Source organism: Acinetobacter soli (genome assembly GCF_000760595.1).
GTDB classification, from domain to species: Bacteria; Pseudomonadota; Gammaproteobacteria; order Pseudomonadales; family Moraxellaceae; genus Acinetobacter; species Acinetobacter soli.
This window is the reverse complement of sequence record NZ_BBNM01000004.1, coordinates 255,773-279,501: the sequence shown is the minus strand read 5'-3', so window position 1 is coordinate 279,501 and position 23,729 is coordinate 255,773. Positions and strand designations below refer to the sequence as shown.

Sequence of the window (23,729 nt, the reverse complement as noted above, 5' to 3'; positions counted from 1 at the left end):
ACACCCAAATCTGTAAAAGCTCAAGATATATGATTAGATGCGTTGCAATGGTGCGTGTATGAATGAATGACTGCACCATGTTTGAAACCGTTGAACAGCGTTATGTTAAATAGAATGACTCGAAAAATACACACCGGCACGTTGCGCAGCACCCACAATATGTAAGCGCATGGCTTTTTCAGCGGCAGCGGCATTGCGTTGACTAAGTGCCTGTAAAATCTGTTCGTGTTCTTGAACAGTTTTATAGGCCAGATTGGGTTGTACAAACGGCAGGATCTGGCTTTGTTTCATCCAGTCAGTTTGATTTTTTAAGCTTTGAATAATGGATTGATTATTGCTCAATCCAATGATGAGCTGATGAAATAAAAAGTCATGCTCGGCAGCTTCAGTCCAGTGATGTGCTTCAATTGCAGCTTTAAGTTGCTGAAAATGCTGGTTGAGGGTTTCGATATCATGATCAGAGATATATTCACAGGCCAGAAGTGCGCTAAAGCCTTCTAAAATATAACGAAGCTGATAAAAATCTTTAAGTGAAATTTTAAACTGGATATTCCATTGCTCGACTGGCTGGCTTTCAAGCGCAGTCACATATGCACCTTTACCCGCCATAATGTTGAGCAAACCTAAGGCAGCCAAACGCGTGAGTGCTTCTCTGAGCGAAGCACGGCTAATGCCAAGTTCCGACGACAATTCGCGTTGCGAGGGCAAAGCCGACCCCACTGGATAGATTCCGTTTTGAATCCGCTCATGAATAATTTCAACCGCTTGATCGGTCACTTGAGAACTAGAGCGTTTAACGAGTGCAGTCGATTTCATAGAGCTTTGAGATTCAAGAAAATAATTGAACGAAAGATTCATTGGTATTATGCCATTTTTTGAGTTTTACTCGTTTTCCTTCAAAACATCTAGCCCAAATACTCATCAAGACAGTTAGATGCATTCATATGCTGCTTTTGTGCGCAAGTTTAGGGCAGATGTTTCATGTGCTCCTATTTCGCATACAAATTTTGAGCCAGTTTTAGAGCCGATATGGTGCTCTTTTTGTTGGCATAGCTCTTGCTTAATCAGAACCTGAGTATAAGCGGTTAGTGCGATCATTCGCATGGGACATTGCTCTACAGCGCAGGCTGTTCCTCTTAGGGGGACAAGACAGATTTTTATGCTGTCTTGAGAGTATGAATGATCACACAGGTATACTCCATTCTCCCTTTGTATGAATAGCTGTTATGGCTTTCACCTATTCATCAGGGAGTTCATCATGAACAAATATCATGGGTTAGGCAAATCGCGTTTGGCTGTCGTTGCCGCATCACTTCTATTTCTTACATCTGCTCAAGCCAACGATAAACTCGTCTTACAAACCACATGGTACGCACAGGCCGAACAGGGTGGTTATTATCAGGCTTTGGCTGAAGGCATTTATAAAAAGTATGGTTTAGATGTCACCATCAAGGTAGGTGGCCCGCAAATCAATAACATGACACTGCTTTTGGCCAAGCGTGCCGATGTGATTATTAACTATGATTTACAGGTGCTCAAAGGCATTGAAAGTGGTTTCCCCATTAAAGCGATTGCTGCGCCATTTCAAGTCGATCCACAAGGACTGATTACCCATGCCGATGTAAAATCACTGTCCGATCTTAAAGACAAAACCATTTTAGTCTCAACCAGTGGGCAAGCCAGCTGGTGGCCATGGTTACGTGGCAAATATAATCTCAACATTGCTCAAGCCCGCCCATATACTTTTAATATGCAGCCATTTTTAGCCGATAAAAATGTTGCACAACAAGCTTATGCCACCTCTGAGGTGCTACAAGCCAAAAAAGCAGAACCATCGAGTAAATTTTTCTTGTTTGCCAAAGACGGCTATCCAGCTTATGGCGGTATTTTGGTCACCCGAAATGATCTGGTTCAAACCAAGCCAGAGGTTTTACAACGCTTTGTCAAAGCCTCAATGGAAGGTTGGAAAAGCTATCTGAAAAATCCTGCATCAGGCAATGCCCTCATTAAAAAAGAAAATCGGAATATGGATGATGCATTGCTGGCATTTGGTGTCGCGCAAATGAAAAGCTTGGGTTTAATTGAGGGTGGAGATGCCAAAACCATGGGGATAGGCGTCATGACCGATGCCCGCTGGAGTAAAACACGAGATTTCATGGTGCAGTCCAAGTTACTTAAGCCTCAGACTCAGTGGAAATCGGCATATACCTTACAGTTTGTACAGCCGAAATCCAATAAAAACTAAATATCTCATCGAGGTAGAAACATAAGCAAAACAATAATAGGGGGAACCTAACATGAATTCAGCCGTCTTTGTCTCTCAAAATCCAGAGCCACAAAATACTGTAGCACCAATGCTGATGGCGCGTGGTGTAGAAAAAGTTTATCCAAACGGCACACATGCGCTGCAACGCCTTGATGTCGATGTTCAGCGTGGTGAAATCGTATCGCTTTTAGGGCCCTCGGGCTGTGGTAAAAGTACACTTTTAAAGATGTTTGCAGATCTTGAACAACCCAGCGCAGGGCAAGTACGCTGGCATGGTAAAACTGATCTACAGTCTCAGTGCAAAATGGCCATGGTGTTCCAAGAGGCCACTCTCATGCCGTGGGCCAATATTGCAGAGAATGTTCGGCTTCCGCTCGATCTACGTCTTGTACCTAAAAAAATCAGTCAGCCTAAAGTACAAGCAGCTTTAACTTCGGTTGGATTAGGTAATTTTGCTGCATCTTATCCAAAAGAGCTTTCTGGAGGCATGCAGATGCGTGCTTCTTTGGCCAGAGCTTTGGTGACAGAACCTGATTTATTACTCATGGATGAACCCTTTGGTGCCTTAGATGAATTTACGCGGCACCGCCTAGATCAAGATATCCGTACATTATGGGCAGAGCGAGATCTGACGGTCGTGTTTGTCACGCACAGCATTTATGAAGCTGTATTTTTATCTTCCCGAGTGATTGTGATGGGAGCTCGTCCGGGGCGTATTGTGGCGGATATTGCGATTGAAGGGCCGGCACAGCGTGATGACCACTTTAGAGCTTCAGAACGATTTATGACGCAGTGTGCAGAACTATCCAATATTCTGGAACAAGCAAGTGGAGGGCATCACCATGGTTAAGCCATTAATCGAACATCCACAAGTACGTCGGCTCTTGGCGCCGTTAACACTGGGTGTGTTGCTGCTGCTGGTGTGGCAAATTGCGCTTCAGCAAATGAACGTTCCGATTTATCTTATTCCCAAACCATCCGATATTGCTCATGCTTTGGTTGCACAAGCAGATTTACTGTTCGGTAGTTTATGGATCACCTTAAAAATTACATTACTGGCGTTTGTCTGCGCCGTGCTAATTGGGACTTTGATTGCATTTTTGTTTGTACAAAGCCGGGTGATTGAGGCGTGCTTTATGCCGTATGCCATTTTATTTCAAGTTACGCCAATTGTAGCCATTGCACCTTTGGTAATTATTTGGATTCATAATACTACATTGGCTTTAGTCGTTTGTGCCATGCTGGTCGCGATTTTCCCGATTTTAACCAATACCACGTTGGGGCTACGTAGTGTCAATGCTGGGCTGTTACATCTGTTTCAAATCAATAAAGCTTCACGTTGGCAGGTACTGCTCAAGCTGCGTGTACCCAATGCATTGCCCTATTTTTTTGGCGGGCTCCGTATCTCAAGTGGCTTGGCGCTGATCGGTGCGGTAGTTTCCGAATTTGTTGCGGGTACAGGGGGCAGCAGTGCCGGATTGGCCTATCAGATTTTACAAGCCGGATTCCAGCTCGATTTGCCATTGATGTTTGCCGCATTATTTTTAATTACCTGTACGGGACTGATTCTATTTATGCTGATGTCACTGCTCAGCCGTATCTTCTTGAACAAATGGCATGAAAGCGAGCAAGTCTAATGAATTATCTGATTAAAAATATACATGCCATCATGACCGGACAAGCCAATCAACAAGCACGATCTTCTGCAACTTCAATCCGCATTTCAAACGGCGTGATTACCGAGATAGGACATTTAAGGGCCCATTCAGATGAAACTGTTTTAGATGCGCAAGATGGTGTGGTGTATCCAGCGTGGGTGAATACCCATCACCATTTATTTCAGTCTTTGCTTAAAGGTGAACCGCAAGGATTAAATCAAAATCTGACGCCTTGGCTCGCGGCAACACCTTATCGTTTTCGTGGCGCATTTGATGAAGATACCTTTCGACTCGCAAGCCGAATTGGCTTAATTGAATTGCTCCAGTCAGGCTGTGGCACAGTGGCCGATCATCATTATCTATACTGGCCAGACATACCCTTTGATGGCGCCGAAATTTTATTTGACGAAGCGGATCGACTAGGCATGCGATTTGTACTTTGTCGAGGCGGTGGCACACTCACCAGAGGGCTTGAAGCTGAGTTGCCACAGGCGCTTCGACCTGAAAAATTTGAACACATGATGTACGATGTTGAGCGCTTGGTACAGCGCTATCATCAAGCCCAGCCCGATGCCTATAGACGAATTGTGATGGCGCCCACCACGGCACTCCACTCAACTACACCGCAGCAACTTCGAGAAAGTGCAAAACTCGCTCGCCATTTGGGCATTCGTTTACATTCACATCTCTCTGAAACCGTTGATTATCTGGATGCGGCAAAAGCCAAATTTAATTCAACACCAGTGCAGTTTTGTGCCGAGCATGACTGGGTAGGTGAGGATGTCTGGTTTGCACATTTAGTCAAGCTCTTACCCGAAGAAATCAAGATTTTGGGGCAAAGTAAAACCGGAATAGCACATTGCCCACAAAGTAATGCCCGACTGGGTAGTGGTATCGCCGATCTGGTCACGCTTGAAGCCGCAGGGGTGGCCATTTCAATCGGCGTAGATGGTGCAGCATCCAATGAGGCTGCCGATATGTTGTCTGAAACACATGCAGCATGGATGCTACAGCGTGCCCGAAAAGGAATGCTGGCACAACCTAAATATGCAGGAGGTACTTTTGAGGGCGGTGCAGACGCTGCAACCATCGAAGATGTGATCCGCTGGGGTACGCAAGGCGGTGCACAGGTACTCGGGCTTCCCAACATTGGAACACTTGAGATTGGTCAACAGGCCGATCTGGTTATTTATAACCTCAATGATCCGCGATACATGGGATTACACGATCTTGCCATTGGCCCGGTAGCAAGTGCCGGACAAGCCAATATTCGGTATATGCTGATTGGCGGTAAGATCGTAATGCAAAATAATCAGATTCCAGATCTAGATTTGAATGAGCTAGCCTTTGAGGCACGTCAAGCCGTCAAAAAATTACAGGTTCGTGCAGAGCAAATGGCGCTTGCATCCTAATAAGTGCTGTAAAAAACAACAGCTCTCTACGGAGGGCTTTTTTATTTGATGCGGATATGTAGTTGATGCTTGAATCCAGTTGGTCAGCCGAGCTAGTCTTATTGGTATAGCGATAAATATATGGAAATCTTTATGATATTAAACAGCCACATTGTTGAATCAGATCATGCCACAACCAATGCACCTCTTGTGCTGTTGCACGGTTTATTTGGTAGTTTGTCAAATTTAGGGGTGATTGCGCGGGCATTAAATACCAATCATAAAATTATCCAGCTCGATTTACGCAACCATGGAGCTTCTCCACACAGTGCCGAAATAAACTATGAAATTATGGCGCAGGACGTGATCGATACACTGGATGAACTGGGTATTGCCGAGTTTTCCGTGATTGGTCATTCAATGGGCGGAAAAGTCGCCATGAAAATTGCTGGATTATATCCAGAACATATTGCGCATCTGATTGTACTTGATGTGAGTCCTGTGGCTTATGAAGGGCATCGTCATCAGGCTATTTTAAATGCACTGAACGCTGTTCGTGCTGAACCGCACGAGCTGAGCCGTAAACAAGCTACCGAGATCATGAAGCAATATATTCATGAAGATGGCGTGATTATGTTTTTGCTGAAATCGTTTAATCAAGGCCACTGGCTTTTTAATGTCGATGCGATCGAACAGCAATATTCTCATATTGCAGGTTGGCATCCGATTCAGCCATGGAATAAACCGATGTTGTTGATTCGTGGTGGATTATCAGAATACGTCCTGCCCGAGTATCACGATCCAATTACAGCACAGTTCCCGCAAGCAGATATCCAAAGTATTGATGGTGTAGGCCACTGGCTGCATGCAGAAAAACCCGATGTTGTAATTGAGATGATTCAGGATTTTTTACATCAGCAAGGTGAGTCACGAACGCACTGAGTTTGGTGACGTCATGACTGCTGTAAACAAAAAAACTCGAGCTTCAATGCATCGAGTCTTTTTGTTTTACCCAATTTGTTAACGTATTATTCAGGATCAGTCGCAGAATAAAATTTAACACCGAGCTTAATCCGATCACGTCCCTGACTCATCCGCCAGCGATTGGTATCGCGTAATGAATATACACAACCACAGTATTCCTGCTGGTAAAATTCTTCGCGTTTGCTAATCTCTAACATTCGCGTTGCACCGCCATTTTTACGCCAGTTGTAATCCCAATAAGTAATTTCAGGATAATGTGAGGCAGCGCGAACACCACAGTCATTAATCTGATTCATGTCTTTCCAGCGGGAAATACCGAGCGAGCTGCTAATCACTTTAAATCCATTTTCATGCGCATACAGGGCGGTACGTTCAAAACGCATATCGAAGCACATGGTGCAGCGTATCCCTTTTTCAGGTTCATTTTCCATGCCTTTGGCACGTGCAAACCAGTTGTCGGTGTCATAGTCGCAGTCGATAAAGGGAATATTGTGTTTCTCGGCAAATCGAATATTTTCCTCTTTGCGAATCAGATATTCCTTAACAGGATGAATGTTAGGATTATAAAAAAAGATCGAATAATCGATACCCGATTCAAGTAGCGTTTCCATCACTTCGCCTGAACAGGGTGCGCAGCAGGAATGCAGAAGCAATTTATCTGCATTGTTAGGAAGTTCAAGTTTAATTCTAGGTTTAGTCATCAAGTCGTAAAAAGTTATCGCATTAAAACCATATAATTTACTCGATTTCACCTTTAATGGCATGAGTTAAGTGTGATAGCGTTTTAAATTGGATGGTTTTTATGCAAATGACAGATCATATAAAACGAACAATTAAGCTTTCGATGAAGAATAATTCATCTCTACCGACACATGAATATTGGCAATCTGATACTGGTTACGACCCTTACTTTTTGCCGTGTACAATGCATGATCTGCGCGAGATACAAATGATGAAATACTGTCATCAACTTGCGGAATCATGGTCGCGACCCCAACACTTAATGTCACCTGAGACGAAATATCGCTTGAGGGATGTTGAATATCGATCTTACGAATTACATTCATGAGGCGTTTGACCTGAATGAGTGCTTCAGATTCATTGGTCATTGGAAACAACAATAGAAATTCTTCACCGCCATAACGTGCAGCTAAATCGCCACTTCGTGAAGTGAGTGACGTTAAGGCTTTGGCAATTTCACGTAAACATTCATCGCCTTTAATATGCCCCAACGAATCATTATACGATTTAAAAAAATCCAGATCGATCATCATGATGGTGATGGGCATACTGTGTCGAACCGCACGGCGCCATTCTTTTTCAAGCACTTCATCTAGATAGCGTCTGTTGGCTAAGCCAGTGAGTGAATCTTGCTGTGAAAGTGTTTCCAGTAATTCGGCCTGTTTAACCAGTTTGAGCCGATTGAGTTCAATAACGCAGTCACTTAAAAAATTTTCACGATGCTGACGATCGGTAAAGTAGGCCAGCGCCATACCTAAGAAGCTGCTAAAGGTATACGTGCGATTTAAGTAAGTCCAATCAATCGAGATGTTTGAATTAATACTAATCGTAAAACCAATTAACCCACCGACCCAACCTGCAAACAGGGCAGTATAAAAACGAAGACCAACAAAGCCGTAAATAATAATCACGGCATACATCATTGATGCATGCAGTAAGGCATTGTTTTGACCGCCTTCTAGAATATTAATGAGCGTAAATGTGATGGCAACAGCGGCAGTCGAGCCGAGGCAAACATAGTAATCGAACCATTTATCAAACGATTTAAAAAAAGAGAGCAGCCAGGCACTGGTAATAATTACACCAACCCAAGCATAATTAATCAGCCAGAGTTTAATTTCAGATTGTGGAAGAACCTGAAAAATACCAAAGCTGAGTAAACTATATAAAATGAGAATAATCGGTGCACGAAAACGAAACTCATGGGCAGCTGCTTGTCGATATTGAGTGCGATAAACTTGTTCAAGTGTTTTAGGAAACCAGACAAAATTTAAGCCACGCGATAAAAGTAAGTCTATCTGCTCCTGACTTAAAATATTTGAGCCTTGTAACTTCATCGGCAGATCTCACTGTCTTAACGCAATCTCAAAATATTTTTTTAAAAGTGATTTGGATTTAAATATTGTATTCAAGTCATAATTATCATACGTTGAAATTTTAAGGATGAAAAGTAATATCTATTTTTTATCTAAAACTTTATAAAACAATATGTTATTAAAATAATTATTTATTTGTAAAAATGTGAAATATAAATGTGAATGATTTAAAAATGATAATTGGTCATCATTTTTAAATAATATTAATTCATTATAATTTGATAAATTGTCTATTAAATCACATTATTATAAAAATTGATCTTTATTTAAATATCGCTTAAGAATTATAAAAAATAGTCAATTAAAATGAGATTTAATTCACACAAATGATTTGAAGACGTCTAGAAAAGTGATAAAAAATACAGTATTTTTCTAAATTGTATATTGTATTATCAATGCAGCATAAATGAGTTCACTGGACGAAACAGTAACAGGATTTTAAGAATGAGTGCTTATACAAAAGGAACAGCTTTAGAAATAACGTCGCATAGTCCATGGGCTCAGCAATTTTGGGACGAACTCATTCCGTATAAAGATCGCGTGAGCCAGCATCCTTTATTTCAAAATATGGCCAGCGGACAATTGAGTCTGGACTGCTTTCGTTCGGCCTTGCTTAACTTTTATCCTTTGGTCGCGCATTTTCCTTCTTACATGGCGTTGGGGCTGTCTAAAGCGATTGATTTTTCTGCTCAAGGTGTGACTGAAACCCGCAATTGGCTGATTCAAAACATTAAAGTGGAAGAACGACACCTAAATTGGTATCAAGACTGGGCAGGAGGCTTTGGCTTGAGCATTGATCAACTCAATCAAGTTCGTCCCCCAGTCGCCATGAATGCAGTCAATCACTTTTTATGGCATACCAATACCACAGGTTCTTTAGCTGAGTGCCTTGCAGCAACCAATCTGGCGATTGAATGGGCGACAGGTGATTGGTCAGTTCAGGTCTATAAAGGTATACATGCATATATTGATCACCCTGAAGTGAATATCAATAAGCGCTCTCTGGCATGGCTACGTGCGCATGCGCATTACGATGATTTACATCCCTATGAAGCCATGGAACTCATCAAACGATTGTGTGCAGATCAACCAGAATTACAGCAAAAAGCTTTTCTTGCTGCAAAAGAAGGACTTGAATACTATGCATTGGCACTTGATGAGTGCTACAAACTGCAATCTAAAACTGCGTAATTACTTGATTTGATGCTGCTGAAGGTGCAAGCGCAGAATCCGACGTAACTCAAGCAAAGCTTCTGGTGTTTCCTGAATTGAATGCCCGCCTTTAATAATTTTTTCAGATACAGCGCCGTCAAGATGGGCGCTGCTATACGGAACGATACCATCTGTAATTTGATCAGGTTCCTGACTTTTAGTGATGTTGCCCATAATTGAGTGAAACACGTAGCCTTTTGGTGGCACAACATCTTTAGTTAGTGCAATAAATTTAGATTTGTGGCTTAAATCACTTGGACCATTTTGAATGAGTCCACCGTTGATGCCATTGGTGAGGTCCTTGGCCTGATCGGTCGCATCGTTAGTGAGGGTGTCGGTCAGTGCGCCTAAAAAAGAACTGGGCAGGCGAATAATTTTACGTGCTGCCAAGGTAAACCATCGGTCTGCATAATCTGTACCCCGGTGAGGTGCAGACATAAAAATTGCGCGGTCAAAATTTTCAATGGGTTGAATTTTAAAGCGGTTCAAAACATTTTGATCTCGCTTAAACCGTTGACGTTGATTGGTATTCAGCATCTTAAAGGCTTTATCTGATAAATCAGCCTTACTCACCAGTAATCGGCTAATAATGCCTCCCATACTATGACCAATCAGTACCGCATTGTGGTCTGCGGCATCTTGAGGGTCAAGTCCATCAAATGCCTGCTGTAACAACGCATAAATTTGATAACGGCTTTCCAAAATTGGCATATTGGTTGAGTAAAAAATTTGCCAGACTTGATAATGCTCGCGTAGTACACGATCACCCATAATATCGTTGGTGAGCCCAATCCATGCCTCAGGGCTACTGGCCAATCCATGTACCAATACAATAATTTTTTTATTGGGATTATACGGTTCGAGCTTATACAGATGCGGCATGCTTAAACGTTGATCGCGATCCAATAAGCTTAAATAAGCCAAAATTCCAAGATTATTTTCCGCCAGCCATAAACCATATGGTGCCGAAAAATTTGCTGCTAAGGGGTAGCTTTTCCCCGCGACCTTAATATTCTCAGTATTGTACGGATCATAAACTTTAATCACAAACTGAGGATTATTTAAAATCTGGTCGACATTCTTGGGCTTGATCTGAGGCTCGACGACAAGTGTAACTGCCAGATAGCGCGCGTCGTGAATATTTGGATTTTGTCCACTCTTAAAGTTGTAATGTAGCGGGTCGACAATATATTTTGAAGATTCTTTACGATTTGATGGCGGGAAAACTGCAACAAACTCTGATCCAAAACCATCTCGGCGATTAATTGTGCGAAGCCCTGAAAAGTTCAGGTTATAACTCGAAATAAACTTCTCAAGAGGTTGCTTTGCAAGTTGTGGAAAATCATCAAAATTAATACGGTAAGTATTGTCACCGAGTTGAATCTGGGTTTGTACTTGTTTTTGTGGATTGCGAAGCGCATACAACGTCACTTGTTTCGCAATAGCTTGATTATAGAAATCTCGAATTTGAACTTGGCGGTTATCAAATATTCGATCTTGCGGTTTTCTTTGTGTCAAAAATAAATAGGCATAACTATAGCGAATGCTTTTATCGAGCATATTCATTTGACGATCTAAACAGTTATTTTCCTGATTCGACAAATTTAGTTTTGTATTTGATTTAGCTATAGAAGAAGGTGTTTTACAATCCGACGAGCGTTCAAGTTGCATCGATTTAGCCAGATAAATTTCGCTTGCGGCAGACAGAAATTGCTCTTCACCAATTTGTGAAATAGTTTTGAGTTCTGCAATACATGCATCGGGGTCGTTTGTACAAACGTTTGCTTCTCGGCCCGACATCGACAAGACATTCAGACTGGCCTCACTCAATGCATCTTGCATCAGAATACTATTGCGCTCATTGGCAATGGTAATATTTAACGCTTGCTGCTTTACGCTCACCACTTGGCAACCACTGAGTAAGAGGGTGAGGCTTACACTCAGTAGGCTAAGTCCTTTTAGCAATGATGGATTCGGTCTCATAGCAAATAGTTCTTTTTAGATATGGTGAGTCGGCACATCATAATATGTGCAATCAATCTGGATCAAATTGAAGTACAGGGTTCTAAGAAACAACCATAAAAATAGGCTGTTGGTCAGCCTATTTTTATATACAAGAGTGAAGTATTACTTCGGTGCAACTGCCGGGTTGGTCATGACTTGCCACACATTCCAGCGACCTTGCTTTTCGATCTCTGTAATTAAACGATCTGCAACCTCAGCTTCGTCTGGATATTTGATTTTGTAATTTTTGAGCGTTTGGACTGCATTTTTCTTTTGCTCCATTGCAATATAGTTATTTGCACTGACCAAATACGCTTCCTGTACGCCGCCTTTCATGGCTTTTTCCAAATATGGCATTGCTTCACGTTGACCACCACCTTCAGATAAACCAAAACCAAACCAGAAATTGGCTTCCGGATCATTTGGATTCATTTTGAGTAAACGTTGAGCATAAGTCAGTGATTTGGTGGTATAAGCAGAACCTAAATCGAGGTTACGGCCAAGCACACTGGCTTTAAATGCACGAATCAGAACATCAAATGAAGCATCTGGATTGGCTGCTAAAGTATCAAGTTGCGCTGAAACCTGCTTTAACTTACTTTCATAACCACGACGCTCCTGGCGATCGGTAAAACGTGGTGGATAATGGCGAGCTTTACCTTCAACAAGCTGGATAAAGTCATCAATTTCGGTGACATCCAGTTCATTTTCACCAGCCAATGCGGCATATTTCATGCTACGCGTATTATTTTTAATTGTTGGAACAATCAGTTTATTGACATCGAGCACGATCGTTTGTGTCGGATCATCCGAACGTTTTACCACCATTTTTGTTACAGGTTGAGCTGCTGCTTCTTTAAGTGCAACTTCAAATGCAGGAGGTGCATCGTAGTTAAATGGATTTAATGAATAAAATGGCGGCGAAATATCCGGCTCGGTGAACACATAAGGTTGTGTGCTTTGCTTATTTTCTTTGACAGGAAGAGGGCTACATGCGGTTAAAACTGAAGCTGCTAACATGGTGTATGCCAAAGGCTTAAACATCATAGAGTCATCCGTAAAATTGTTGTATGAATAAAAGATCGTTGTGTAGCCAGTCTAAGAAAACCTGAGCAAACATGCAATGAGTGCCGTGTTACAGTATTAAACTAAATGGTCAAGCATCACTCATCTTATGCTGTGCTTCACATTCACGTCGGACTTCTTCAATAATTTTAAGCTCTTCATCACTAAATGGATGCTGATCATAGTTTTGTTTTTTAAATGTCGGATCAAGTGCAGTCAATCGCTTGCATAAAGTATTCATACGCACTTCATTTTGCTGAATACGGTCAAGCAGTACTTTCATACCTTCGAGTAAAGGATCGGTCTGGTCGCGAGTGGCTGCATAAGGTTCAAATCCAATACTTTGTGCATAGCTTTCACGGCGCATTTCTTCGGCATTTTTATCCAGATCTTTTTGAATAAATCGTGCTGCACTGCCTACAGCAGTCACACCCGCAGGAACAGGCTTGGTCACAACAGCATTTGAACCAATTTTCGCCCCTTTACCAATGATCAATGGCCCTAAAATTTTTGCGCCGGCACCGACCACTACACCATCTTCAAGCGTCGGGTGACGCTTGCCTTTATTCCAAGTTGTACCGCCAAGCGTTACGCCATGATAGAGCGTGACATCATCGCCAATTTCGGCAGTTTCACCAATTACGACACCCATGCCATGATCGATAAAAAAGCGACGACCAATTTTGGCGCCAGGATGAATCTCAATTCCTGTCGCAAATCGGCTCAGAGAAGACAGCGCACGTGCAGAGCCTTTCAAGTCTTTTTTCCAGAGCTCATGTGCAACCCGATGCATGATCAGTGCATGAATACCCGGATAAGTCGTCAAAACTTCCAGGGTATTTCGTGCTGCCGGATCACGCGCAAATACGGCTTGAATGTCTTCTTTAAGCTGTTTAAACATGGGGCTGATCCTCATCCTGTTGTGTTTTTTTCCATTTGCCCTGACTGAGTGCTTGCACGCGGCTAAACACACCACGTAACAAATGATACTCCATTCGGTCGAGTTGAATACGACCAAACAAACGGCGCATACGAAGTGGAAGCAAACGCGGATTTTGTGGATCTAAAAATTCGATGTCGACCAGCATTTTTTCAAAATGAGGATAAAATTCTTCCATTTGCTGATGAGTGACCAGTGGCTCATCCCAGTCCATTGCGACACCTTCTGCAACCTGCATTTGCGCATTTGTCATTTCAGGAGATGATGTGGTGGTTCGTTCGAGTGTAGCCATTCGCATTTCATAGCACACCACTTGAATGGCTTGCGCTACGTTTAACACGCCATAGTCGGTATTGACCGGAATCGTGAGGTGATAATTGGCCAATGCCAGCTCTTCATTGGTCAGACCGCGATCTTCACGACCAAATACAATCGCGACTTGCTGTTGTTTATTCAGCACGGCATCTATCGATAATTCAGCAGCCGGGCGTACATCGAGCAGTGGCCAAGGAATGGTTCTGCTACGCGCACTGGTTCCAAATACAATATGACAATCTCGAATGGCATCTTCAAGCGTATCCACAATCTGAATTTGCTCGATCAGATCTTGTGCACCTGCGGCAAGGGCATCGATATCGGGATGTGGATAGGTTTTGGGTGCAACCAATACCAGTTTTGACAGTCCCATGGTTTTCATTGCACGTAACGCACTTCCAATATTGGCTGGAAGCGTGGTATTGACCATGACAATTCGTACATGCGCCAATGATTGATTCACCAACGCATTGTCAGCATTATTCATAAAGTATCCGATTCAAATTTAAGAGTATTGAGAGACTTCTGCGTGATACAGATCCATTGCTTCATCCATCGACATATCTTGCGGTAGGGCAATATTCGCTTTTACTGGCTCTGCCGCTTTGGCTGCTTTTGACTTCACCTGATATTCAATGTAAATCGCTTCTTTACCAAAATAATCGCGCAGTTTCACCAGTAGTTCGTCTAGTGGCGCAACCTTCCAGTTTTGCCCAAGCTGCACTTCTGCACTTGCGTAAGGCTGATCGATACACATGATGACAGGAATATGCTGGCACATATCAATATTACAATAAGGCAAAAGAATCTGTTGCAGATCGCGCGCTAAAGCAGGGGTCATCAAGTCGTCTGTTGGCTGGATGCGAATATGATTGGCACGTTTTTGACGAATTTCATTCAGACTAAATGCTTTGGTCAAGCGTGCCATCGGGCGGTCGAAGCCTTCGCGCTCGTAAATTTCGCCTTCAATCACCACCACTTGCTCAATTGCGACAATATCTTTAAAGCGCTGAAAACGTTCATGGTTACAACTGACTTCAACACGCGCAGTTCCGTCATCGAGCGTAACAACAATGCGGTTCGGGAAATTGGCAACGTCGAGTACCAGTCCAGCAAAGACCGTAGTGACTCCACGGCGCGTAGGTGTCAGTTCATTTAGTTTAGCTGGAATAAACGATTTTAATTCGGTGCGATAAACATCAATCGGGTGACCGGTCAGATACAAGCCCAAAGTGTCTTTTTCACCTTTTAAGCGAACTTCGTCTGACCACGGCTTAACAGGTTTGGCAGGTTTGCGCTGAACTTCTTCAACTTCACCAAACAAATCCATAATACCAGTTTCACGGTTTTGGCGTGCTTGCTCCGCGGCCTGAACAGCCTCAGGCAACTGTGCCATGAGCGTTGATCGTTCAATTTGCAGACAGTCGAGAGCACCGGCACGAATCAACGCTTCAAGTGTACGCTTATTAATTTTTTTCAAGTCGATGCGGTGGCAAAAATCGAATAAGTCGGTATATGGACCTTGCTTAATACGTGAGTCAATCACCGATTGCATTGCTTGTTCGCCTACACCTTTAATGGCACCTAAACCATACACAATGGTGCGTTCATCACTGGCATGAAAATGATACAGCGACATATTTACAGAAGGTGGCATGACTTCAAGTGCGTTATTACGACAGTCATCAATCAAAAATACGATACTGTCGGTATTTTGCATTTCCGACGATAAAACCGCCGCCATAAATTCGGCAGGATAATGCGCTTTTAACCAAGCGGTATGATAGGCCACCAAGGCATAGGCAGCAGCATGCGATTTGTTAAAGCCATAGCCTGCAAACTTTTCCATATAGTCAAAAATATGGTTGGCTGTGGCTTCATCAATATCTTTTTGCGCAGCACCTTCAATGAAGATTTTACGCTGCTTGACCATTTCTTCAGGTTTCTTTTTACCCATGGCGCGGCGGAGCAAATCTGCGCCACCGAGCGTGTATCCCGCACAAAACTGTGCAGCCTGCATTACCTGTTCCTGATACACCATAATGCCATAGGTCGGTTCGAGCACACTTTCAAGTAATGGATGCAAATACTCAAATTCACCGCCGTGCATCCGGTGAATAAAGTCGGGAATCAGATCCATCGGGCCCGGACGGTAAAGCGATACGAAGGCAATAATTTCTTCAAATTTACTTGGGCGCGCTTCCTTCAGCATTTTTTTCATGCCGACGGATTCAAACTGAAACACCGCAGTCGTATTGGCGTTGGCGAACACCAAGTAGGCATCTTTATCATCTAAAGGCACATTGGCAATTTCAAGCGGTGTCTCAAACTGGATGCGCTTATTGATATTTTGCACCGCATCTTCAATTACGGTCAGGTTTCGCAAGCCCAAAAAGTCGAATTTGACCAGACCGGCTGCCTCAACGTCATCTTTATCGTATTGTGCAACGCGGTTTGTACCATCGGCATCGCATAGGACTGCCGAGTAATCGGTAATTTTTCCGGGTGCAATCACCACACCACCGGCGTGTTTACCTGTATTACGCGTGATACCTTCAAGCTTGAGTGCCATTTCCCAAATTTCACTGGCATCGTCATAATCCGGATTGGACGGGTTGGTGACGATGTCTTTGAGTTGTGGCTCCATGTCGATGGCCGTCGCCAGATCCACCCCGAGTGGTTTGGTAGGCACCATTTTTGAAATACGATCGGCCAAACCGTACGATTTACCCAGTACGCGCGCAACATCCCGGATCGCGCCTTTGGCCGCCATCGTACCGAATGTCGCAATTTGCGATACTGCTTCACGTCCATAGGTACGAGAGACGTAATCAATTACTCGGTCTCGCCCTGCAATGCAAAAGTCGACGTCAAAGTCGGGCATTGAAACTCGTTCTGGGTTCAAGAAACGCTCGAAGAGCAAATCGTAACGAAGTGGATCCAGATCGGTAATTTTTAAACTATACGCTACCAATGAGCCTGCACCAGAACCACGGCCCGGACCAACCGGAACACCATTACTTTTGGCCCATTGAATAAAGTCCATCACGATAAGGAAGTAACCCGGAAATCCCATTTTAAGGATAATGCCCACTTCATACTCAATACGTTCATCGTAAGGTTTACGAATTTCAGGCCAGTCTTCATCGCGCATCTCTACGGGATACAAATGATTAAGGCGCTCTTCAAGACCTACTTTAGACAAATGCTCAAAATAGGTGTCGATGGTAAAACCATCTGGAATTGGATAATCCGGAAGGAAGTAAGTTCCAAGCTGTAGCGAAACATTACAGCGCTGCGCAATGTAATAAGTATTTTCAAGTGCACTTGGAATATCTGAAAAGAGTTCCACCATGTCGGCGGTGGTTTTAAAATATTGCTCGGGGCTGTAAATTCGGGGTCTGCGGTTATCAGCAAGTACGTAACCATCTGCAATACAGACTCGTGCTTCGTGTGCATCAAAATCATCACGCTCAATAAAATGAATATCATTATGCGCGACGACACCAACATGATACTTGGCCGCCAATTTAACCGCTTCACCAATATAATCTTCTTCACCCGGACGATCTGTGCGAGTTAAAGCCAGATAAACACGATTGCCAAATTTTTCTTGCCATGCTTCAAGCAGCGGCTCTGCTTTTTGTGGATTGGACGAACACAACATTTTGCCAACATCACTGTTTTGTCCGAGCAATACAATAATGTCGTGATGTTGTTCCAAGATCCATTCTTTTTGAACACAAGGAATGCTGAGTTGCTGGCCTTCGATATGACCACGTGACACAATTTCGGTTAAGCCTTTCCAGCCTTCATTGGTCATGGCGAGCAAGGTAACTCGTTGGTCGGGCTCATTGAGCCGAACCACACTGCCTAAGATCGGTTTGATGCCTTTACTTAAACACGAGGTGTAAAACTTCACGGCCGCATGTAAGTTAGATAAGTCTGTGAGCGCCAAAGCAGGCATATTGTCTTTGACAGCAGCTTTGATGAGATCAGGTATGCGAACAATCGATTCAGTAATCGAAAATTCTGAATGAATACCAAGATGAACAAACTGCATAGACCTATCCTTAACACGACCGCCAAATATTCTAACACGCTCTGTCTGAGACAGTTGTCTAATATTTTGGCATTAAAACATCTTCGTAAAGACAAATCAGATTATAAAACAAAAAAACCGATGTATAGACATCGGTTTTTTTAGGCTAATTGCGCTTAGTATTGCCAGAACATACGCTGAATTTCTTTTGCGTCATTGGTTTTGGTCAGTGCAAGTGCAGTTAGCAAACGTGCTTTTTGTGGATTTAAGTCATGTGCAACCACCCAGCCGTATTTGTCGTCTGGTTGTTCAGCATTACGTAGTACAAAGCCTTGCGGTACACGTGATGAACGTACCACTTGAATGCCTTGCTCATCATGCAATTGCTTTAATGTTGGCACAATATAGTTACCTACAGAGCCATTACCTGTACCCGCATTTACAATTCCTTTTACACCAGCCTTGGCATAGGCAAGGTAAGCATCTGGAATCATTGAGTCAGAACCATATACGATTTGAACCAAAGGTAACTGGTCGCCTTTAATATTTTCGATATTAAATTCTGAAGCATTAGTATGGCGCTTAACAGAACTTCTAAACCAGTAAGGCTTACCTTCAACCAGTGTACCCAAAGCACCCCATTGGCTGCCAAAAGCATTGGTATGAATGTTGATTGCTTTGGTTACATCACGTGCAGCAAAGATCGAGTCATTCATCATGACCAAAACGCCTTTGTTTTTTGCTTCATCAGATGAAGCTAGAGCAACTGCGCTATAAAGATTGAGCGGACCATCAGCAGAAAGTGCTGTAGATGGACGCATTGAGCCAACCAGTACAATCGGCTTGTCTGTATGAATGACTAAATTTAAAAAGAATGCAGTTTCTTCTAGCGTATCAGTACCATGCGTAATGACGATACCGTTTACAGATGGCTTTTTGACAAGATCATTCACTTGGCGAGCAAGGGAGAGTAGTTCTTTGTCGGTAATGCTTTCAGAAGCAATTTGTAGCGCCTGAACACCAGTGACATTTGCTAAATCTTTGATTTGTGGCACTGCATTGATGAGTGCATCGACTGGGACTTTTGCTGCTGTATATGTTGCGCTATTGGTTGAGCTTGCGCCAGCGCCTGCTATCGTTCCACCTGTTGCAACGACCACTACATTATTTTTTGCATATAGTGATACAGATGCTGCAAGAAGCGTTAATCCTAAACCGAATGATTTAATAGCCTTATTAATCATTTATGACAATCCTGTGTTTTGATCTTCCATCGAATAGCAATGTCTATGCCAGACATTTCGGCTATTATTTGAATTTTGATCAATTAAAGCATTGGCATTTTATTTTTTAAATTAAATTAAAAGAATGCATTAATTTTAACAAGAAATACATCAATCTTATCTATGCTATTTCGAGCGTACTGATAAAAATAAAGTGAAAAAACAAAGTATTTAGCCTACAAAAAGTATTTTTGCACCAAATTGGAATGTTGTTGCTTTATCTTGGTGCGTAAACGGCTTTTTTATAAACCGTATAAAAAATAAAAAAGCAATGTCGAACTTCGACATTGCTTTAAATTTTCTTAATTAACGACGATTTGCTAAAAAACGAGATAGACGGGTAATTGCTTCTCTTAACTCATTTTCTGCAGGCAAGAATACCAGACGGAAATGGTCAGGAGTCGGCCAGTTAAAACCGGTACCTTGAACCAGTAGTACTTTCTCTGCACGAAGAAAGTCTAGCATCAGTTGTTCATCGTCTTCTACGGGATACATGTTTGGATCGAGTTTTGGGAAGCAATACATGGCACCTTCCGGTTTTACACAACTCACACCCGGAATTTCATTGAGCATTTCCCACGCAATATTGCGTTGTTCGTATAAACGACCACTCGGGCGAATCAAGTCGTTAATCGATTGATAGCCCCCTAGCGCAGTTTGAATGGCATATTGTGCCTGATGGTTGGCACACAAGCGCATTGAAGCCAGCATGTCTAGCCCTTCAATATAATCTTTCGCGCGTGATTTATCGCCTGTAATAGCCATCCAGCCTGAACGATAGCCCGCAACACGATAAGATTTTGATAAGCCGTTAAATGAAATGCACAACTGGTCGCCAGCAAGTGCAGCAACAGACACATGTTCAATGCCATCGTAAACGATTTTATCGTAGATTTCGTCTGCAAATAAAATCAGGTCATATTTTTTTGCCAATGCCACAATTTGTGCCAAAACATGGCGTGGATAAACTGAACCTGTCGGGTTGTTTGGGTTGATAATCACAATACCGCGTGTATTGGGTGTGATTTTACTTTCCATGTCGGCAAGATCAGGATACCAGCTATTTTCTTCATCACATTTATAGTGAATGGCGGTTCCTCCTGAAAGGTTTACCGCAGCGGTCCAAAGTGGATAGTCTGGCATAGGCACGAGCATTTCATCGCCGTCGTCGAGCAAGCCTTGCATAGCCATGACAATCAGTTCTGATACGCCGTTGCCGACATAGACATCGTTGACATGCATATCACGGATGCCTTTTTGCTGATAATACTGGCAAATGGCTTTGCGTGCAGGGAAGATACCTTTTGAGTCGGTGTAACCAATCGCATTAGGTAAATTTAGTGCGACATCATTAATAATTTCTTGTGGTGCTTCAAATCCAAACGGAGCAGGATTGCCAATATTGAGCTTAATAATTTTATGTCCCTGTTCTTCCATTTCATTGGCCGCTCGTAACACAGGACCACGAATGTCGTAGCATACATGCTCGAGCTTAGAAGACTTTTTAATTTCTCGTGGGGTTTGGGTCGTGTTCGTCATTTTGAGGGTCTCAGAAGGAGGAGGGTTCACTTTTGCATAACGATATAAATAGCTTTTAAATGTTTCAGTTGTAACCAAATCAAGATCATGCTGGTCTTTGAGTAAAGTCACAATTTTTTCATGCGTATAACCGAGCTGTTGATATTGTTTAATCACAGGCAGTAGGTTTTTAAAAATAACGCTCTTTTTTTGAGACATTTTTTTATCCTTAGCAAGAATGGACAAAGATTAACATGTATTTTGCTTACAATGAAGCGTTGGTTACATAACTACTGCTTACTTAAAAAATAATATTGCTTACTTTTTGCTTTTGGTTCAATTATACGTGTTTTGTAAATTGTGCATGAAACACTAGAAATTTTAGATTGAATGACGTAAATATAAGATTATCCTATTTTAAACAGCAAAATAGCTAGGGAAACTATCATGGGAAAACTCAACAAAACAGAACGAGAATGGCAAAGAGAGTTATCACCAGAAGAGTACCGAATCACGCGACAAAAGGGCACTGAGCCTGCTTTTACAGGTCAGTACTGGAATACAAAGCAATCGGGTACCTATGTATGTCGTTGCTGCGGTGCAGAATTATTCTCTTCAATCACTAAATATGATAGTGGCTGTGGCTGGCCAAGTTTTTATAAACCGATTAACACCACCGCAATAGAGGAGCATGACGATTTATCGCATGGAATGGTTCGAACAGAGATTGTTTGTCATCACTGCGACGCTCATTTAGGGCATGTTTTTGAAGATGGACCACAGCCGACAGGATTGCGATATTGCGTAAATTCGGCGTCATTACAATTAAAAACCGACGAGAAGAATGATGAGGAAACTTATCCATGACCAACCTTTATCAATTTGAAGCAGATTTACTTGAGGGAGAGACGAAGTCACTTGCTGATTATCAGGGCAAAGTACTTTTAATCGTAAATACTGCAAGCAAATGTGGTTTTACGCCACAATTTGCTGGTTTAGAAAAAATTTATGAAAAATACAAAGAACAGGGTTTTGAAGTTTTAGGTTTTCCATGCAACCAGTTTGGAGGGCAAGATCCAGGTTCAAATCAGGAAATTGGCTCATTTTGTCAACGCAATTATGGCGTAAGCTTCCCGATGTTTGCCAAGGTTGATGTTAAAGGCCCAGAAGCACATGCGATTTTTCGCTATCTTACCCGTGAAGCGAAAGGGATTTTGGGCAGCGAAAATATCAAATGGAACTTTACTAAGTTTCTTGTTAGCCGTGACGGGAAGGTGTTGAATCGTTATGCACCAACCACAAAACCAGAAAGCCTAGAAGAAGATATTGAGAAAGCTTTGGACAATGCATAAGTTTAATGCTTGGCTTTTTTAATGTTGAGTCATTCAGGTAATCTGTTCTGGTCAGATGCTCGCATGCCTTATGTGGAAACGCGTAAGGCATGTACCAGTCGAACTTGCTACAAATCGCATAGTCATGAAACTTTTTCGATTGGTGCTGTTGATGCCGGTTTTAGTTGCTTTAGTAGTGCCTTTCATCAATTCGAGCGCTTAACTCCAGGTAGTCTGGTGGTTGTGCCAGCATTTACAGAGCACTCGTGTAATCCATTACCCAATCAGGACTGGAGTTATCAAATGATGCACTTAGATGCATCGTGGCTTTCAGCTCTTATTGAAGAGGGTTTATCGAATAGCATCGAACAGAAAATACCTGTTTTAAAACCTGAAATTATTCGAAAATCTGAAGTGTATCAATCGTTCTGCAAAATGAATGAGACACTATTTAATCCAAATTTTACTGTTTTAGAAAAAGAGCAACAATTAATAGACACGCTCATTCAATTTATTTTCCCTTCTATGTCTTGGCGGTTTTTACACAATAAGCAGTATTTAAGAGCGGCTTTAGATGAATTGATAAATCTTCTTAACCAGCACCAAACCTTTCTTTCCCTTGAAGAACTTGCTCAGTCGAGTGGATTGAGCCGCTTTACAATCATACGATTATTTAAACAAAATTTAGGGTTAACTCCACACGCATTTCAGTTGAATCTTCGTATTCATCAAGCTCGACAACAACTTAAAACAGGAAAGTCAATCACAGCAATTGCTTATGATTTAGGTTTTAGCGACCAGAGCCATTTTCATCGGGTTTTTAAGCAGTTCGCTGGTGCGACGCCTGGACAGTATCAACTATCTATGACGCGCAATTTTATACAAGATAATACACATCTAAATACTTAATCTCGTGTTGATGATTTATAGCGAGATACCTTGTGGAACTGTTTATTGCGATTGCGCTCACTCACTTTATTGCCTTACTTTCTCCAGGACCAGATTTTTTTCTCATTTTAACAACGCTATTGCGCCATAATCGAAATGCAGCCATTTTAGTCTGTTGCGGAGTAGCGTTGGGAAATGCGGTCATTATCGCTTTGGTATTTATTGGATTACAATTACTAATCAATATCGATAAAAGTATTCTCGTAGCCATCAAATGGATTGGTATTTTATATTTATTCTATCTCTCTTATTTATGTATCCGTTATGCCAAATCACCGTTGAATTTGAGACGTGAAAATAATTTACACATCCGTAAGGAAAAAATACATTTCATCAAAGGTGTTCAATCTAGCCTAGTTAATCCAAAAAATATACTTTTTTACAGTAGCTTGAGTATTTTAATAGCTGAGCAGTTCGATTGGTATGAAAAACTTTCAATTTCAATCTGGATGGTAGTGGTCGTTTTGGTTTGGAACCTTTTTTTGGTTCGAATGTTGACATTCGATCAGTCATTAAACTTTTTACAACGGAATTCTTGTAAATTGTATTATCTATCCGCTGGAGCATTTTGCATTTTTTCAATACTTTTGATTGGTTATGTATAGCTCTTTTTTTGAGTTTGGAGATGTGTACTCTAAGAATCACAATCATAAAG

At 42.1% G+C, this 23,729-nt stretch carries 20 protein-coding genes; 10 read left to right on the top strand and 10 right to left on the bottom strand.

Annotation, left to right across the window (positions count from 1 at the left end):
• Positions 1-105 precede the first annotated feature (105 nt).
• Positions 106-816 (bottom strand): FadR/GntR family transcriptional regulator, encoded by a 711-nt coding sequence (locus tag Aso01_RS07220; RefSeq protein WP_039910042.1) that lies wholly within the window; start codon positions 814-816, stop codon positions 106-108.
• A gap of 442 nt (positions 817-1,258) precedes the next feature.
• Here Aso01_RS07220 and Aso01_RS07215 point away from each other — a divergent pair, with 442 nt between their 5' ends.
• From Aso01_RS07215 to Aso01_RS07195, 5 genes are all read left to right on the top strand, one after another.
• Positions 1,259-2,245: an ABC transporter substrate-binding protein gene (locus tag Aso01_RS07215; protein ID WP_004937024.1), complete on the top strand. Its 987-nt coding sequence runs from the start codon at positions 1,259-1,261 to the stop codon at positions 2,243-2,245.
• A gap of 52 nt (positions 2,246-2,297) precedes the next feature.
• Positions 2,298-3,116: an ABC transporter ATP-binding protein gene (locus Aso01_RS07210; RefSeq protein WP_004937026.1), complete on the top strand. Its 819-nt coding sequence runs from the start codon at positions 2,298-2,300 to the stop codon at positions 3,114-3,116.
• Positions 3,109-3,903 carry an ABC transporter permease gene (locus Aso01_RS07205; RefSeq protein ID WP_004937032.1) on the top strand — a complete coding sequence of 265 codons (795 nt, stop codon included), beginning with the start codon at positions 3,109-3,111 and terminating at the stop codon, positions 3,901-3,903. The genes Aso01_RS07210 and Aso01_RS07205 overlap by 8 nt, the downstream gene beginning before the upstream one ends.
• Complete coding sequence (locus Aso01_RS07200) at positions 3,903-5,336, top strand: amidohydrolase family protein (protein WP_004937037.1); 1,434 nt, start codon at positions 3,903-3,905, stop codon at positions 5,334-5,336. The genes Aso01_RS07205 and Aso01_RS07200 overlap by 1 nt, the downstream gene beginning before the upstream one ends.
• Before the next feature lie 132 nt (positions 5,337-5,468).
• Positions 5,469-6,257 (top strand): alpha/beta fold hydrolase, encoded by a 789-nt coding sequence (locus Aso01_RS07195; RefSeq protein ID WP_004937041.1) that lies wholly within the window; start codon positions 5,469-5,471, stop codon positions 6,255-6,257.
• 86 nt (positions 6,258-6,343) lie between these two features.
• Here the strand turns inward: Aso01_RS07195 and Aso01_RS07190 are convergent, their stop codons facing one another.
• Together Aso01_RS07190 and Aso01_RS07185 are read right to left on the bottom strand one after the other, a co-directional pair.
• A complete protein-coding gene (locus Aso01_RS07190) occupies positions 6,344-7,000 on the bottom strand; it encodes an epoxyqueuosine reductase QueH (protein ID WP_025095936.1) in 657 nt (218 codons plus the stop codon).
• 132 nt (positions 7,001-7,132) lie between these two features.
• Positions 7,133-8,377: a GGDEF domain-containing protein gene (locus Aso01_RS07185; protein ID WP_004937043.1), complete on the bottom strand. Its 1,245-nt coding sequence runs from the start codon at positions 8,375-8,377 to the stop codon at positions 7,133-7,135.
• Positions 8,378-8,860: 483 nt separating this feature from the next.
• On the opposite strand from Aso01_RS07185, the gene Aso01_RS07180 reads away from it, so the two are divergent.
• On the top strand, positions 8,861-9,607 hold the full coding sequence (locus Aso01_RS07180; protein WP_004937044.1) for an iron-containing redox enzyme family protein: 747 nt from the start codon (positions 8,861-8,863) through the stop codon (positions 9,605-9,607).
• Here the strand turns inward: Aso01_RS07180 and Aso01_RS07175 are convergent, their stop codons facing one another.
• The 7 genes from Aso01_RS07175 to Aso01_RS07145 form a co-directional block, all read right to left on the bottom strand.
• Complete coding sequence (locus tag Aso01_RS07175; RefSeq protein ID WP_004937046.1) at positions 9,608-11,611, bottom strand: esterase/lipase family protein; 2,004 nt, start codon at positions 11,609-11,611, stop codon at positions 9,608-9,610. It abuts the gene before it with no gap.
• A 144-nt stretch (positions 11,612-11,755) separates the two neighbouring features.
• A complete protein-coding gene (locus Aso01_RS07170; RefSeq protein WP_004937048.1) occupies positions 11,756-12,679 on the bottom strand; it encodes an ABUW_2363 family tetratricopeptide repeat lipoprotein in 924 nt (307 codons plus the stop codon).
• 109 nt (positions 12,680-12,788) lie between these two features.
• The gene (gene cysE, locus Aso01_RS07165; RefSeq protein ID WP_004937050.1) at positions 12,789-13,598 is read right to left on the bottom strand and encodes a serine O-acetyltransferase; all 810 of its coding nucleotides are present in this window, start codon (positions 13,596-13,598) and stop codon (positions 12,789-12,791) included.
• Entirely contained in the window at positions 13,591-14,439 is an 849-nt protein-coding gene (locus Aso01_RS07160; RefSeq protein ID WP_004937052.1) for an RNA methyltransferase, read from the bottom strand. The genes cysE and Aso01_RS07160 overlap by 8 nt, the downstream gene beginning before the upstream one ends.
• Positions 14,440-14,457: 18 nt before the next feature.
• Positions 14,458-18,015 (bottom strand): DNA polymerase III subunit alpha, encoded by a 3,558-nt coding sequence (gene dnaE, locus Aso01_RS07155; RefSeq protein ID WP_004937054.1) that lies wholly within the window; start codon positions 18,013-18,015, stop codon positions 14,458-14,460.
• 155 nt (positions 18,016-18,170) lie between these two features.
• Positions 18,171-19,238 carry an asparaginase gene (locus Aso01_RS07150; protein ID WP_004937056.1) on the bottom strand — a complete coding sequence of 356 codons (1,068 nt, stop codon included), beginning with the start codon at positions 19,236-19,238 and terminating at the stop codon, positions 18,171-18,173.
• Between the two features lie 345 nt (positions 19,239-19,583).
• Positions 19,584-21,014, bottom strand: coding sequence for a pyridoxal phosphate-dependent aminotransferase (locus Aso01_RS07145; RefSeq protein ID WP_004937057.1), 1,431 nt, complete (start codon positions 21,012-21,014; stop codon positions 19,584-19,586).
• A 228-nt stretch (positions 21,015-21,242) separates the two neighbouring features.
• On the opposite strand from Aso01_RS07145, the gene msrB reads away from it, so the two are divergent.
• The 4 genes from msrB to Aso01_RS07125 are packed head-to-tail and all read left to right on the top strand — an operon-like array spanning position 21,243 to position 23,679.
• Positions 21,243-21,662 carry a peptide-methionine (R)-S-oxide reductase MsrB gene (gene msrB, locus Aso01_RS07140; protein ID WP_004937058.1) on the top strand — a complete coding sequence of 140 codons (420 nt, stop codon included), beginning with the start codon at positions 21,243-21,245 and terminating at the stop codon, positions 21,660-21,662.
• Entirely contained in the window at positions 21,659-22,147 is a 489-nt protein-coding gene (locus tag Aso01_RS07135) for a glutathione peroxidase (RefSeq protein ID WP_004937060.1), read from the top strand. Before msrB ends, Aso01_RS07135 begins: the two co-directional genes overlap by 4 nt.
• Before the next feature lie 21 nt (positions 22,148-22,168).
• The gene (locus Aso01_RS07130; protein ID WP_004937062.1) at positions 22,169-23,035 is read left to right on the top strand and encodes an AraC family transcriptional regulator; all 867 of its coding nucleotides are present in this window, start codon (positions 22,169-22,171) and stop codon (positions 23,033-23,035) included.
• A 32-nt stretch (positions 23,036-23,067) separates the two neighbouring features.
• Complete coding sequence (locus tag Aso01_RS07125; RefSeq protein ID WP_004937065.1) at positions 23,068-23,679, top strand: LysE family translocator; 612 nt, start codon at positions 23,068-23,070, stop codon at positions 23,677-23,679.
• Positions 23,680-23,729: the final 50 nt, after the last annotated feature.

What these genes read in the sequence shown, in the direction of transcription:
- Aso01_RS07220 (WP_039910042.1), bottom strand. Translation starts at nt 816, where the DNA reads ATGAAATCGACTGCACTCGTTAAACGCTCTAGTTCTCAAGTGACCGAT.
- Aso01_RS07215 (WP_004937024.1), top strand. Translation starts at nt 1,259, where the DNA reads ATGAACAAATATCATGGGTTAGGCAAATCGCGTTTGGCTGTCGTTGCC.
- Aso01_RS07210 (WP_004937026.1), top strand. Translation starts at nt 2,298, where the DNA reads ATGAATTCAGCCGTCTTTGTCTCTCAAAATCCAGAGCCACAAAATACT.
- Aso01_RS07205 (WP_004937032.1), top strand. Translation starts at nt 3,109, where the DNA reads ATGGTTAAGCCATTAATCGAACATCCACAAGTACGTCGGCTCTTGGCG.
- Aso01_RS07200 (WP_004937037.1), top strand. Translation starts at nt 3,903, where the DNA reads ATGAATTATCTGATTAAAAATATACATGCCATCATGACCGGACAAGCC.
- Aso01_RS07195 (WP_004937041.1), top strand. Translation starts at nt 5,469, where the DNA reads ATGATATTAAACAGCCACATTGTTGAATCAGATCATGCCACAACCAAT.
- Aso01_RS07190 (WP_025095936.1), bottom strand. Translation starts at nt 7,000, where the DNA reads ATGACTAAACCTAGAATTAAACTTGAACTTCCTAACAATGCAGATAAA.
- Aso01_RS07185 (WP_004937043.1), bottom strand. Translation starts at nt 8,377, where the DNA reads ATGAAGTTACAAGGCTCAAATATTTTAAGTCAGGAGCAGATAGACTTA.
- Aso01_RS07180 (WP_004937044.1), top strand. Translation starts at nt 8,861, where the DNA reads ATGAGTGCTTATACAAAAGGAACAGCTTTAGAAATAACGTCGCATAGT.
- Aso01_RS07175 (WP_004937046.1), bottom strand. Translation starts at nt 11,611, where the DNA reads ATGAGACCGAATCCATCATTGCTAAAAGGACTTAGCCTACTGAGTGTA.
- Aso01_RS07170 (WP_004937048.1), bottom strand. Translation starts at nt 12,679, where the DNA reads ATGATGTTTAAGCCTTTGGCATACACCATGTTAGCAGCTTCAGTTTTA.
- cysE (WP_004937050.1), bottom strand. Translation starts at nt 13,598, where the DNA reads ATGTTTAAACAGCTTAAAGAAGACATTCAAGCCGTATTTGCGCGTGAT.
- Aso01_RS07160 (WP_004937052.1), bottom strand. Translation starts at nt 14,439, where the DNA reads ATGAATAATGCTGACAATGCGTTGGTGAATCAATCATTGGCGCATGTA.
- dnaE (WP_004937054.1), bottom strand. Translation starts at nt 18,015, where the DNA reads ATGCAGTTTGTTCATCTTGGTATTCATTCAGAATTTTCGATTACTGAA.
- Aso01_RS07150 (WP_004937056.1), bottom strand. Translation starts at nt 19,238, where the DNA reads ATGATTAATAAGGCTATTAAATCATTCGGTTTAGGATTAACGCTTCTT.
- Aso01_RS07145 (WP_004937057.1), bottom strand. Translation starts at nt 21,014, where the DNA reads ATGTCTCAAAAAAAGAGCGTTATTTTTAAAAACCTACTGCCTGTGATT.
- msrB (WP_004937058.1), top strand. Translation starts at nt 21,243, where the DNA reads ATGGGAAAACTCAACAAAACAGAACGAGAATGGCAAAGAGAGTTATCA.
- Aso01_RS07135 (WP_004937060.1), top strand. Translation starts at nt 21,659, where the DNA reads ATGACCAACCTTTATCAATTTGAAGCAGATTTACTTGAGGGAGAGACG.
- Aso01_RS07130 (WP_004937062.1), top strand. Translation starts at nt 22,169, where the DNA reads ATGTTGAGTCATTCAGGTAATCTGTTCTGGTCAGATGCTCGCATGCCT.